The sequence below is a fragment of the Xenorhabdus santafensis genome (genome assembly GCF_033949405.1).
Taxonomy (GTDB): Bacteria; Pseudomonadota; Gammaproteobacteria; order Enterobacterales; family Enterobacteriaceae; genus Xenorhabdus; species Xenorhabdus santafensis.
The window spans coordinates 1-14,280 of sequence record NZ_VCDN01000045.1 but is presented as its reverse complement, the minus strand read 5'-3'; the positions used below and the strand labels follow the sequence as shown (position 1 = coordinate 14,280).

The 14,280-nt window shown below is 40.6% G+C and carries 10 protein-coding genes; 2 read left to right on the top strand and 8 right to left on the bottom strand.

The genetic code is table 11. From position 1 onward, the window contains the following. Positions 1-272 precede the first annotated feature (272 nt). From FE392_RS11895 to ydgH, 6 genes are all read right to left on the bottom strand, one after another. Positions 273-1,274, bottom strand: a complete 1,002-nt coding sequence (locus FE392_RS11895; RefSeq protein ID WP_319930443.1) for a fimbrial protein — start codon at positions 1,272-1,274, stop codon at positions 273-275. Positions 1,275-1,334: 60 nt separating this feature from the next. Further along, positions 1,335-3,920 carry a fimbria/pilus outer membrane usher protein gene (locus FE392_RS11890; protein WP_319930442.1) on the bottom strand — a complete coding sequence of 862 codons (2,586 nt, stop codon included), beginning with the start codon at positions 3,918-3,920 and terminating at the stop codon, positions 1,335-1,337. A gap of 86 nt (positions 3,921-4,006) precedes the next feature. Then, positions 4,007-4,693 carry a fimbrial biogenesis chaperone gene (locus FE392_RS11885; RefSeq protein ID WP_319930441.1) on the bottom strand — a complete coding sequence of 229 codons (687 nt, stop codon included), beginning with the start codon at positions 4,691-4,693 and terminating at the stop codon, positions 4,007-4,009. Between the two features lie 167 nt (positions 4,694-4,860). Then, positions 4,861-5,391 (bottom strand): fimbrial protein, encoded by a 531-nt coding sequence (locus tag FE392_RS11880; protein WP_319930440.1) that lies wholly within the window; start codon positions 5,389-5,391, stop codon positions 4,861-4,863. 1,017 nt (positions 5,392-6,408) lie between these two features. After that, entirely contained in the window at positions 6,409-7,800 is a 1,392-nt protein-coding gene (locus tag FE392_RS11875) for a basic amino acid/polyamine antiporter (RefSeq protein ID WP_319930439.1), read from the bottom strand. 320 nt (positions 7,801-8,120) lie between these two features. Continuing rightward, positions 8,121-9,074, bottom strand: coding sequence for a DUF1471 family protein YdgH (ydgH, locus tag FE392_RS11870; RefSeq protein WP_319930438.1), 954 nt, complete (start codon positions 9,072-9,074; stop codon positions 8,121-8,123). 637 nt (positions 9,075-9,711) lie between these two features. Between ydgH and pntA the strand changes: the two genes are divergently transcribed. Both pntA and pntB read left to right on the top strand, forming a co-directional pair. Beyond that, positions 9,712-11,244, top strand: a complete 1,533-nt coding sequence (gene pntA / locus FE392_RS11865; protein WP_319930437.1) for a Re/Si-specific NAD(P)(+) transhydrogenase subunit alpha — start codon at positions 9,712-9,714, stop codon at positions 11,242-11,244. A gap of 10 nt (positions 11,245-11,254) precedes the next feature. Beyond that, positions 11,255-12,643 carry a Re/Si-specific NAD(P)(+) transhydrogenase subunit beta gene (pntB, locus tag FE392_RS11860; protein ID WP_319930436.1) on the top strand — a complete coding sequence of 463 codons (1,389 nt, stop codon included), beginning with the start codon at positions 11,255-11,257 and terminating at the stop codon, positions 12,641-12,643. Positions 12,644-12,724: 81 nt separating this feature from the next. Here pntB and dkgB read toward each other — a convergent pair whose 3' ends face one another. Both dkgB and FE392_RS11850 read right to left on the bottom strand, forming a co-directional pair. Next, positions 12,725-13,531 (bottom strand): 2,5-didehydrogluconate reductase DkgB, encoded by an 807-nt coding sequence (gene dkgB / locus FE392_RS11855; protein WP_319930435.1) that lies wholly within the window; start codon positions 13,529-13,531, stop codon positions 12,725-12,727. A 176-nt stretch (positions 13,532-13,707) separates the two neighbouring features. Then, positions 13,708-14,022, bottom strand: coding sequence for an MFS transporter (locus tag FE392_RS11850; RefSeq protein ID WP_319930434.1), 315 nt, complete (start codon positions 14,020-14,022; stop codon positions 13,708-13,710). Between the last annotated feature and the right edge of the window lie 258 nt (positions 14,023-14,280).

Sequence of the window (14,280 nt, the reverse complement as noted above, 5' to 3'; positions counted from 1 at the left end):
GAGTCCTCTGGCGCGATGATAGTGATTGTCGCTTTTGGCGCAAATCGCTTTCACGATGGCATTAGTTCCTTATCGCAATTGAGTGTCTTGCGGTTTTTGAAAACGGGATAGGCAATACCAGTACTGGCGAGAGCCAGCGCCATGCCATAAGCTTACCATGCGATTTTTCCTGAATTTTGAATCGATCGAGATTAGTAATGGAGTTTCGCATTCTAAGGTAATATTTCCTTAACCCCGCTAAATTTAGCAGGGTTAAGGGTAAATTATATAACCTATTGATAAGTAAGGATAACGGTGGCGGTTGCATCAGCCTTACCGGGGGTAATACGCGCATCAGTTTGAATATAACGCGCCTGTAATGGAATAGAGAAATGTCTTACGGCGCGGCTAGGGCGGAGCAGAATAGGTTCACGCATATCTAATGGTTTATTGAATAACAAAATCTGTAAACCAATACCCGTTGCCGTGACGTTGTCACTACTGTAATCCAACGCCCAAATGTTATTGGAGTAATTTTTTGCTGGGCGCCCGTCCAATTCAACACCAACATGCAGATTGGCGTCACAATCTACATCCAAATTGAAATTCTTTAATCCTGCTGTGCTATTAACACCACGAAAATCACTGGTTTTGACTTCACCCATATTAACGAAGGTCGTGCTTTGTGTAAGGGAACAGCCTTGAGTAATGATACGGGTATTGGTCAGATAAAAAGTATGCATAGTAATATCATGGCCTAATCTAGCTCTGGTAAGCAGCCTATTTTCCATCATGCCTGAGCCAGTTGTCGGGGCAATTTTTATTAGTTGCACCGTTAAATAGCCAAATGTTTTACCGCAATAGGGCACTTTGCGGTAAAACCCATCAACTGGGTAGCAATATTGTGCAGGATATGCCTTTCTGGGTAACCAATCGATACCAAAACCAGGCCCCCAAGTATTGATACGGATACCAACGCCGGGTATGCCAGATTCATAAATTGCGTCATAGTTATAATGTGCTCGATTAAGTGCGGGTTCATCCCATGTGGCTGAGGTCTGATAATCACAGAAGGCGAGATAACCTTGTACATCCACTTCATCAAGGTAAATTTCTTTGATAGTTGTCCCGATGGGATAATTCCTTGGGATCACAATATCACCAAAAGAGACGCCTGTTGTTTTGGCCGTAAAACCAGGAGCATACCTGCAATGATTTCCTGCCTGAGTGGCAAAACTGCTTATCATGCCGAGGATAAACACACTCAGCAATAATAACTTGAATCTACTGGTCATAAATAATTTCCATAGTATTTCAATGAGATAATTTGATATGAAATAAATTTTCGATTTTTTTTATTCACAAGCCGCGTTTAACGTGTATAACCCCGATTCAGGTGTTTTATCTGGAAGTTGGTAATTTACCCGGCATTCCTGAGTTCCTTTTTGGCCCCATTTCACCCATATTTGACCTGAATCAGGTATACCGCTGAGATATGCCTGCCCGTCATTGCTGACAATCGCGCTATTGGGTTCATCTTTTTCATCATGTTGTTCTAACGTTGCAGTTGCACCAAACGGAACTTCTTTGCCTTTGTGAGACAAGGTCAATAACACACGGTGACCAATGCGCGTCTGAAAATTGGCCAAAGTCAGTGAGCCACGGGTTGGGAAAATAGTTTGGGTATTGATATCAATATCAACATCATTGCCCATTGAATGAGTATCCAGAGCAATACGGTTTTTCCGGTAGCTGCTGACATAAGGTACAATGGCATGACCTTTCCAGTCCGTCTTAATGCCGGTATGGTTTTGTACTTTAATTCCTTTAGCGCCGTTCGCCCGCACTAATACCAGTGTATCCCCCAAAGATTGTGAAAGAGTGACACCATAAGGGTGGACAACTATGCCGCCATTTAAACCATAAGTCAGTTGCTTGAAATAGTTATTGTAACTGTAGCCAGCGTTGACCTGACTATAGGCACCTTTGTATTCCGCAGTAATATTTCCGCCAACATCTTTATCGTGGCTGGTGTAATTTTGCTGAATACCATAAGTCAGTTTGTTATCCTCAAGAGCCGTCCCGTTTAAGCTGACTTGGTGAGACATGTCACTGTTTTTACTACTTGTCATGTTGTAGCTCACCCAGCTGTTTTTTAACCATCGGTCAAGAGGGATTTGAACGCTCAAAGATACAATCTGCTCATTACGATTCGCACTCGGGAAAGCATTGTAGGAATAGCTCAGGCTATAGTTGATTGAATTGTAATTCGAGCTGTAGCCTGCACTGATATTTTTTTCATAACCTTTTTGGTGCCAATAATCTTGCTGTAAAGCTGATAAATAAACAGAACCCCAATCCCTTAACGGTTGGTTGATGTAAAGCTGCAATTTACTGCGCTTATTGCTGCCGTTGCTGAGGTCTTTGCCATTGGCATTCACCAATTCATTTGCTTCTTTAAAATCGTAAAAATCTTGCGTTGAATAACGATATCCGGCAAGGGAGAGATTAGTCCCCGTCTGAGAGATATCTTTGGCATATTGGAAACGATAGGATTGACCATAATAGTTGCCGTTAGATATTGAATTGGTTTTGGCATAAGTCGCATCAAAAGAAATTGAACCCCAATCATAGAGGTTATAACCAGCGCCCAACGCAATGGATTGATAATCCTTCGATATTGTCGCCCCGCCATATGCCGTGACATCATTGGAAATGCCGTATATCAGCGTCCCCTGCATAAAATAAGGTTCTTTACCGTGAGGGGAATTGGATTTGTATTTTCCCAAGGCCAACGAATGCCGTAGGCTGTTTTCCCGGAGCATAATGGGTACAGTCGAAAATGCTTGCACAGAACGGTGCTCTTTCCCATCAGCTTCTTTGACAATAACTTCCAGATCGCCGGTAGACGTTGTTGGATAAAGGTCATTGATAATAAAAGGCCCGGGGGAAACATAAGATTCATAAATAGTGTAACCATTTTGCTTAATGATGACCTGAGCATTACTTTGTGCAATACCTCTGATCGTCGGCGCAAACCCTTTCTGGCTGTCAGGCAGCATACTGTCATCAGAAACCAACTGCATTCCGCGAAACTGAAAGCCATCAAAAATGGGGGAAGGGGTGTAACTATCCCCGAATGTTAGCTGGCTTTTCAATGCATGAATATCGCGTTGCAGATAAGTATTGAAATGTTGCCATTTTTTATCCTGACTGCTGTAAGTAGAATGATTCCGTAAACGCCATGCATCCCAGTTGGCACCTGTCCTGACATTAAGAAAATGATTTTTTGTTGTACCTGGTTGAGAGTCTTGCCAGGTCATGGAACCGCTATAATTATAATTGACCATTAAGGAGGTCAGACCCTGCTCCCATAAATGCGGAGGGACATAATCTCTGGCCTGACGATTCAATGCTGCTTGCGGAATGCTGAGATCTAGTCGTTGATGTTTGAAATCAAAGGAAGATGATGCCGCTGAAATATATTGGCCAATATCATCAAGTTCCGAATCCTGAGGTAAATCACGCAGCAAAGGAAGCGATTCGATATTAACGCCCATTTCTTTAAGTTTTTGTACCTTAAATCTTGGCGATAATTTGTGGTTTACAATAATAAAATCGATATTCCCGGTATCTACTTTCTCCCGATTGAGATAGATATCTACCCAATAGCGGCCGGGTGGCTGTTGTTCATCTTGAGTAAAAAGAGATAAATCAATATCCTCTGGTAAACCTGAATGGGTTTCCAAGGCATTAATATTGAAATACTCTTCAGTGTAAGCTTTATTGGTATAAGCCAAAAAACAAATAATGAACAATGCACAAAAGAACGCCCGGCAATAATTTATTTTTACAGAATAGAGGCCGTGCAAGCGTAGCTTGATAAACAACACCCAATAATCAGAAAAATTTTGTTGAAGATAATGACGGTAGTTATCCATGATAATTTTCTAATTTTTAATATACCCGCTATCTTTCAGGGAGCCCCTTGAAATTTATTGGGTATATAAGTGGTAGAGGTTATTTCTCAAAATGTCTGTTTTTCTTCTGACGTCACACCGCCAAAATCATTAATGGTTTTCCAAGTGACTTGGCTGATGCTTTTACTCGGTACACCCCAGCTTAATTTCCCAAATGGCGAGATCATGCCAGGGGATTTTATTTCATAATTTTTTGTGCCATTGCCGGCAGATAATTCAGTAAAAGAGACGTAGTAAGGTGTCGGATTTTCGGCAATCAACTTGTGTCCGTCGGTTTTAAATTTCAGAGCCTTATAGGCAGTTGCAGCACCTTCAGCTAACTCGGCGGGGCGATAGAAGAGCTTAAAGCGTGATTTTACTGTAATTTGCAGTTGATTTTGCTCTGACTTAGTCGTAGAAGGGATGGATTTAACATTGAGCCAGAATAAAGATTCCCTATCCTCAGGTAAATTATTTCCAGTTTTGACAATTCGTAAAATATTCTCATTTCCACTTGTTAATTTAAAAAGTGGGGGAGTAATAATAAAAGGCGTTTTAGTCTCATCGTGTTCGTCTTGAACCCAAGATTGGATGAGATAAGAAATATCTGTCTCTGGATTGCTAATGGAAATAGATGCTTCTTTTTGATTACTGATATAAATAACACGAGTGCCGCCAATTACGACTCCCGCAAAAGAAGTATTAATGCCGAAGATGCAGATGAAAATAAAAATAAAAACGCGAAAGTATTTCAAAGTGATAACTCCAAATAAAAATTATTTTTTATATTTATTAATAAATAAATGTAATCAAAAAGTCATTGATAAATGTGTTTTTTCAACCAGCTAAAACGAACTGTATTGCTTTGGCATCCTTGCCATTGGTTCCTTTTGGCGTTAGGATTTTTTTGTAATTAGTGAGCTTAGTTATAGGTAATAGTAAAGTTAGCTACTGCATCACCAGCACCTGGCTCTACTTTAGTCGTAGTAGCAATGTATTTAGCAACAAAACTCAATTCATCAGTTTTCTGACCACTCAAACTCTGAGGGCGTGAGCTTTCAGCCATGTTTATTAAAGAGCTACCATTGTCTTCATAAAGTGCAATTGCAACACCTCTGGCAACTGCCGCACCTGTTTTACTGGTTAAAGCTAATAATCTGCTGTTACTTCTGTCTGTTTGCCCATCAAATTTAACCTGAGCTTCTTTATATTCCGTCGGGCAGTCAGTTAATTTAATACTAAAACGCGTAGGGGCAGAGGTACTGTGAATACCATTGAAGGAACTTGCACTAATAGTTCCCAGATTCACAGTTTGATCGAGTGAACCAGAGTCTACTTTACATGCAGAAGCTGTAACTTTCCCTGTGAATTTAACTTGTCCATCAGCAGCATGAGCGGTAGACATTAATACAGATGAAACAAATAAAGATGAAATAATTAGTTTGGTTTTCATTTTTTAATACGTTCCATCTCTGGCGTACTTATACGTCAGAGAAATAGTTTATTGAATTAGCGTTAAAGCCGTACATAAATACAGCAAGTCATTTTTGCGAACTTACATCGTTAAAATAACAAAGAAACAACAATTGATGTTCCTTTATATACAGGTAAGGCGAAGAATATAGTAGCGAGTAATTAACAAAGTTCAAAATAATAACTCGACTAAACACATTCTTTGAATTTTTTATCTGTAAAGTAAACATTATTAGTATTGTTATTCATAAAACAGTGTGTTTTTTGAACGTAAAATGAACTTTTATTCTGTTTTATAAGATTAACTATTAATTGACGATTTTCTATAAAAATAAATATGCAAATAAATACATATATTTCTTTAATTTGTCTTTTTTGCTACATTTTTAAGTAAATATTATGCATTTGTGATCGGTTCTTGTTCTTCTGGTTTTTACATTGAACATTTCATCTAAGTTAGCCTTTGCTACAGACCCTAAGTCAAATACTCAGCGGCTTTATCTATATAAAGTTAACTTGTTATTAATAATATCTCTTACAATTTTTGTGGCTAATAACGTTATTTATTTTTAATAAAAAGTAAAACCAAATAAAAGCAGAATAAATGCTTATGTATTGGGTGTGATATGTTCAGATTTCTCCTTTATTAGTTACAACATACTTATTTATACCAACAAAACACATACATGTAACAACAAACAAAAACTCAAGATCCTGCACCATGAAAGTACAAAAAATAGCTCCATAATCTGAATTTAAAAAATCCATTACATGGAAAAAAATCAGGTAAATGTGTGATAGGGTGTTTAAGTTCCGGTGCAAATATCTACTTTTTTTTGATATACCAGATAAAAACACTAACCGGTTTGAGTTAGTTTTTCAGCGTATTTCGAACAAAAAATAAGAGGAGAATGGAAGTTCTCCTCTTGAATATTGACTTCTGAATAGAATGGTTAGAATAATTTGTATCTACGAAATACGATAGAACAAGCCTCAATCAGTGCATTAAGACCCATGTGGAAGGAATTGCTGTAATAATTAAAATCACGATAGCTGACTTTTCCATTATATTAAGCGGTGTTTTTTCATCATTTTGCCTACGGGCATATAGAAAAACCAACAACCCTGGAGCGTACAGCACAACTGAAAGGAGCAAATTCGTTAATCCTGAAGCATAAATCAGCCATAACCCATAAATACAGGCGCCCACAGCGATAGACAATAAAGCTCGGCTGGTACGTTCAAATGCCACTTTTACTAAAAATGCACCAACAAGAAAGTAGGGCACAAGAATCATCTCTGAAGCAATCGCAAGCAATGTATTGTAATTACTGCCGCTTATCCAGATGACAATCAAAGAGAGCTGAACAGCTCCGTTTGTGATCCAGAGAGATGAAACCGGGGCTTTTTTGCTGTTTTGCTGGTTGAATACTTTGGGAAATGTACCGTGCAAGGCGGCAATAAATGGCACCTCTGCTGCCATGATTGTCCAACTTAAATAAGCCCCACAGACGGAAATGATTAACCCACCAATAATGACAACTTCACCTGCGGAACCCATCAAGTCGACCATAAGATTAGCCATTGAAGGATTGCGCATGGCCGCTAATTCAGGTCTGGTGACTAAACCTAGCGAGAGCAGGGTAACGAGTATATAAACACTTAATGCGGAAATAACAGCCAACACAGTGGCAAGGCCAATATCTTTGCGTTTTTTGGCTCGTGCGGAAACAACAACCGCTCCTTCAACACCGATGAAAACCCACAAAGTGATTAGCATCGTATCCTTAACCTGCTGCCAAACGGGAACACCCATTTCAACGCCGGTAAAGTCAAAAGAGAACACATCCATTTTAAAGGCGATAATTGCCAGAACAATAAAAATACCGAGTGGCAATAATTTTGCCATTGTAGCCAACTGGTTAACTCCTGCGGCTGTCTGAACACCACGGAGCACCAACCAATGGACAAACCAAAGTAAAATTGATTCACCAATCAACGATTGCCACGTATTACCATCACCGAAAATCACAGAATGTTCAGTATCAGTGAAAAAACTCAATGCTGAGAACACAATAACTAAATAAGAAACGTTGGCAATAATGGCACAGAACCAATATCCCCACGCCGAACAGAATCCAACTAACTCCCCAAACCCTTCCCGGGCATAAGTAAAAATGCCGCTGTCTAAATCAGGACGAAGACGCGAAAGTAAAAGCAAAGAAGTGGCTAAAAAGAGAATACCTATGCCTGTTATTCCCCAACCAATCATAAGAGCAGCAGGACTGCCAACCTGAGCCATGTTCTGTGGCAAGCTGAACACACCCGCACCAACCATCGAGCTGAGCACCAGTGCTGTCAGAGAAGTGAGGCCTAATTTCTTTTCCAAAGATACGTTCCTAAAAATAATATAATCGACACGATTAGCCAGAACACTTGTTCTGAATATCGAACACATATTGGACATTTATTGCATCCATGCTATGGATTGCAGAAAAGATTTAGTAGATAAATCTAAAAACAGGGGAATTCTACGGAGTGAGTGCGGTGTATGCAATGGGTGACTATGCAAAAAAACATAAATTTTATGCATAATATTATCTAAGGGTGTAAGAAAATGAATTAGTGCAGGAAGTTGAATCCTCCAATGAAAAGAGGCACAAATGAGTGATTTGTGCCTCTTTGATAACTCAAGGGTTTATCTGCTGATTATTTGAATAAATCAGCACTGATGGTGACATTACCACCATTGGATTGCCATTCTCTCGTAACATGATAATACTTGGCCCCTTTTTCTGCAGCACGTTTGGCGACCTGATAAGAAACTTCAGGAGCTGTCGTGTAATAGCCAGAGAAAGTGACGGAATCAAATGGAACCATTTGAGCAGCAGATGCTTTGTTCAGCTCTTGGATTTTTGTACCATTAGGCAAGGTTACAGTGTAACGCCCGCCTTTTGATGTCTGGGTTTCAAAAAAGCGACCGATCGCATTGCTGGTTGAAGTGGAAGAGGCGACACCCGGTATTTCTACTTTTTTGGCTTCTTCCCCACCTTGTGCCAGAGCCTGACGGCCAGCATCGGAATCAGCAGGGATTACGGCATCTTCGGATTGAATTTTGCGCTTCGGTGCATCTTCTTTATAAACATATGCTGTGACTATCTGGTTCCCACCATTATTTGGTGTAATGTCACGAACGATAAAGAAAGATGCGGCATCTTTCTTCTTGGCAGCTTTGGCAATGGCTTCTTTCAGATCAGGATCGGTTGGGTAATAACCTCTGATAGTGACAGTATCAAAAGGCTCTAAAGTGACTGCTTCAGTTTTAGGTAATTCTTTAATGCCACGATAGACACGATAATTTTTTGTTTTATCTGCTTTCTCTGCATCTTTATGATACAAATCGGCTACAACGCGCAAATTACCACGCCCATTGAGATCGTCCAGGCTCTGGATATAAAAGCTTTCAGCGCCTTTTTTATCGGCCTGACGGGAAACAGCATCAGCAGCTTCATAGATTGCATTGAAACGTCCAGTAACTGCGATTCGCTCGAAAGGTTTGAGCTCAGCGGCTTGTTCTGGAGTTAATTCTTTGGCCGCATGTGCAGCAGTAATCGACATTAATGAGAACACCGTGGTAGCGATGATCGTTGTCTTCAGCTTCATAAAAAATCCTTTCGCCTTCTTGCGCATTAAAATATTTATAACGTGCTGAACATTGTTATGGTTCTATCTCACATAGGGCGCAATTATTATATGTAATTTTAAAAATGTCCAAATACTTTGATGATTCTTGTATGTCATAGTCAATTCACAATGCGTGCCTAATTGCGGGTACTGGTATTTTTGTGTTGGCGAAAATCCTTCTTTTTCCAACAGATACTATTAGGGTGTAAACCACCTTATCTTTAAATATATCACTTACATTTGAAGGAGATCATTGTGCACAACGCAAGGATAAGTGAAAAAGGGCGGTGGATTGAGCCAAGTACGTTTTTTGTCTCAAGACGCAGTAATATCTATTCTGCAAATGTACCAATCGTGATATTGATAGGTAGGTTCTGATTTTGTTGTTTTGTTGGCTACTTCAAAGCTAATTACATCATTGATAATATTTTCACATGGGTAGTATTTTGAGGTTGACAGTATTTATAAGTTGATAGTATTCCAAAGTAGTATTTTATAGCGTTACCATTTTTTTGATAGATTTTGCTGATACCAGCAATAACATCAAACTAATCGTTAAAGAGGCTTCAACAGGTAATAATCGGCAATATATTTCATTCTTAGAGAAGGAAACATTATGCATATTGGTGTACCAAAAGAGCGGCTCTTAAATGAAGCTCGCGTTGCTGCCACACCATCAACTGTGGAGCAGTTGCGTAAGTTGGGGTTTACTGTTTCAGTAGAAGCGGGAGCTGGGAAACTCGCCAGTTTTGATGATGCCGCTTATCAAAAAGCCGGGGCTGAAATTGCAGAACATCATCAAGTTTGGCAATCAGACATTATTTTTAAAGTCAATGCTCCTGAAGATAATGAAATAGCTTTAATGAAAGCAGGAGCCACACTAGTTAGTTTTATCTGGCCGGCACAAAATCCAGAATTACTCGCAAAATTATCAGAACGTCAGATAACTGTTTTGGCGATGGATTCAGTGCCTCGGATCTCTCGGGCACAATCTTTAGATGCTCTCAGCTCAATGGCGAATATTGCAGGTTACCGTGCCATTGTTGAAGCAGCCCATGAATTTGGCCGTTTTTTCACTGGGCAAATCACAGCAGCAGGTAAAATACCACCAGCGAAGGTGATGATTATTGGCGCTGGTGTCGCTGGCCTGGCGGCAGTTGGAGCGGCGGGCAGCCTTGGCGCCATCGTTCGTGCTTTTGATACGCGTCCGGAAGTTAAAGAACAAGTACAAAGTATGGGCGCTGAATTTTTAGAATTAGATTTTAAAGAAGAAGCCGGCAGCGGCGATGGCTATGCCAAAGTAATGTCCGAAGCCTTTATTAAAGCAGAAATGGAGTTGTTTGCCGCGCAGGCAAAAGATGTCGATATCATCGTTACCACGGCACTTATCCCGGGCAAACCCGCACCGAAACTTATCACTAAAGAAATGGTTGATTCCATGAAGCCCGGCAGTGTGGTTGTCGATTTGGCCGCACAAAATGGCGGGAATTGCGAATACACACAGGCTGACCAACTTGTCGTGACATCCAATGGTGTCAAAATTATTGGCTATACCGATTTACCCAGCCGTCTCCCCACTCAATCATCACAGCTTTACGGGACAAACCTAGTTAATTTGCTGAAATTACTCTGCAAAGAGAAAAACGGCGAAATCACTATAGATTTCGAAGATGTTGTCATTCGCGGCGTTACGGTTGTGAAACAAGGAGAAATTACCTGGCCCGCGCCACCCATTCAAGTTTCAGCTCAGCCTGTAGTTAAACCTGCGCCGCTGAAAAAAGAAGATAAACCGGTTGAATCCCCAAAATCTCCGTGGCTGAAATATGGATTACTGGCCTTGGCCATCATTCTGTATGGTTGGTTGGCAGATGTGGCACCGAAGGAGTTCTTATCCCATTTCACCGTATTTGCCTTGTCTTGCATCGTAGGTTACTACGTTGTCTGGAATGTCAGCCACTCATTGCATACACCATTAATGTCTGTCACCAATGCAATTTCAGGCATTATCGTGGTCGGTGCGGTATTGCAAATTGGTGAAGGGGGATGGGTAAGTTTCTTCTCATTTATTGCCATTTTGATCGCCAGCATTAATATTTTCGGTGGCTTTACGGTCACTCAACGTATGCTGAAAATGTTTCGTAAAGGGTAAGGGGTAACTTATGTCGAACGGAGTAGTCATAGCGGCATACATTGTTGCCGCCATTTTATTCATTTTCAGTCTCGCCGGGCTTTCCCGCCATGAAAGCGCCAAACGAGGTAACATTTTCGGTATTGTCGGGATGGCGATTGCGTTGATTGCGACAATTCTTGGCCCTGACGCAGGTAAAATTGGCTGGATTATCTTGGCGATGGTCATCGGTGCCGTCATTGGCATTCGTCTCGCTAAAAAAGTCGAAATGACCCAGATGCCGGAATTGGTTGCCATTTTGCACAGTTTTGTTGGTTTGGCCGCAGTATTGGTAGGGTTCAATAGCTTTATTACCCATGATGTTTTTGCCACCCCGGTCATGGAGAATATCCATCTGACGGAAGTTTTCCTCGGTGTATTCATTGGTGCGGTGACATTTACTGGTTCAGTCGTAGCATTTGGTAAATTGCGCGGGAAACTTTCCTCCAAGCCACTGATGCTACCACACCGGCATAAACTTAATCTGGCGGCGTTGATCGTTTCCCTGATCCTGATGATTACCTTTATCAGATCAGAAAGTGTTGGCCTGCAAGTTTTCACAATATTGCTTATGACCCTGATTGCACTCGCTTTTGGTTGGCATCTGGTGGCCTCAATTGGGGGAGCAGATATGCCCGTCGTGATTTCGATGCTGAACTCGTATTCAGGTTGGGCCGCCGCCGCCGCAGGTTTCATGCTGAGTAACGATTTGCTGATTGTAACCGGGGCGTTAGTGGGTTCTTCAGGGGCAATTCTTTCTTATATTATGTGTAAAGCGATGAATCGCTCTTTCATCAGTGTTATTGCCGGCGGTTTTGGAACAGATGGCGTTTCATCCGGTGACGAACAAGAGATGGGAGAATATCGCGAAACAACGGCGGAAGACGTCGCTGAACTGTTAAGAAATTCCAGCTCAGTGATCATTACTCCGGGTTATGGTATGGCTGTCGCTCAAGCGCAATACCCGGTGCATGACATTACGGCGAAATTGCGGGAGAAGGGCGTTAATGTTCGTTTCGGCATTCACCCCGTCGCTGGACGTTTGCCGGGCCATATGAACGTATTGCTGGCCGAAGCAAAAGTACCTTACGATATTGTTTTGGAGATGGATGAAATCAACGATGATTTTTCTGAAACAGACACCGTTTTAGTCATTGGTGCCAACGATACCGTAAACCCTGCCGCCCAAGACGATCCTTCCAGCCCAATTGCCGGTATGCCTGTATTGGAAGTTTGGAAATCTCAAAATGTGATTGTCTTTAAGCGCTCTATGAATACGGGTTATGCCGGGGTACAAAACCCGCTCTTTTTTAAAGAGAACACCCAAATGCTGTTTGGTGATGCTAAAGAGAGCGTAGATTCAATCCTTCGGGCTTTATAATTTAGCTATATTATTTAAAATCGTATCACTTAACTTACTGAGAGCTTTATGTTATTACATAAAGCTCTTCTTACATAAAAATCACTCATCCCAGATAGGGGATAATTTATCCGGGCTGACAATACGCCCATTCTTTTCGAGATTGTAAATCGCCGACATATCGTCATTATCAAGATTAAGCGTTTGCGCCAGAAGATTACTGGCGAGATTTTCCCGTTTTGTCGATGACGGGATCACCGAATAACCTAATTTAAGCGCCCAGGCTAATGCAACTTGTGCAGCTGTCGAATTATGTTTATCCGCAATGGCAATTAAAACGGGATCTTGTAAGACCTTTCCATAGGCAAGTGTCATATATGAAGTTACATGAATATTCTGGGATTTGAGAAAATCCACCAACTTACGATTTTGTAAATACGGACTTAATTCAATTTGATTGGTCGCTATAACATTATTGCCAACGACATCAATGGCTTGCTTTGTTAATTCAATATTGAAATTAGAGATCCCTATCTGCTTAGTTAAGCCTTGCTCCTTTGCTTCCAACAAACTTTCCATATATTCCCGAAGAGAAACCTCTCCGTCAGGAACAGGCCAGTGAATGAGAGTTAAATCGACATAATCTGTTTTTAGTTTGTCCAGACTCTCTTTTAAAGAGGGAATAAGTTTATCTTTCGAATAATTATCAACCCAAATTTTCGTTGTTAAAAACAACTCTTCTCTGTCAATATGGCTTTGTGAAACGGCTAATCCCACTTCAGATTCATTATCATAGACTTGTGCAGTATCGATAGCTCTGTAACCGCATTCCAATGCGTTAGTGACAGAATCAATAACTGTTTGTCCTGACAATCTAAAAGTGCCAACCCCAAATGAAGGTATACTCATAAGTCCTCTATAATCTCTATTTAATAACTTACTGAAAAATAGACGTGTTAGGCAATTTTTCACTGAAATAAAAGTGAGCCGAATTTATCAGTATATATTAATAGGGTAATAATTAATGAGATCTGACGCTCAGCGGAACGAAAACTGGCATCAAACGTTTTTATCAACTTTTTCTGTCACATTCTCTGTAACCCATTTGGGGACGTCGCTGCTCGTGTTGCATATGAAAATAAAAACAGGCTTATCAAAGACGCTAATGAGTTATAGATAGTTGCTATGGCCAGAGCATAACCATAAGCCTGCTCAGTGGTGTTATCAGCACTTGATGTAGATAAAACTGAAAACAAAATAGTCCCAACAATAGTGACACCGGTTGATGTACCTACAATTTGTAGAGTACTCAGAGCACCAGATGCCATACCGGCCATATCATCTTTCACTGAACCTAAAATTGTATTGAATGCAAGTGGAATGGCAATTCCTTGCCCCAATCCGTTACAAGATAATGAAATAAGGCGATGATAAAAGTTTTCAGTATGTGAAAAATTTATGCTTGGAACTATTAACAAGCTAAAAAAAATATATTCAAATTTTTATCTTTGTTATTTATTTTGTTGCAATATTTGACAGGCACCAATATCAGTCAGGCTCCTAAATTAAAGTTAGGATCAATGCGAGTAACGGGATGAATTACTCGCATGAATACTGTTAACGATTATTTCTTTCTTGGGGGTTTGCGCCCAATTCAG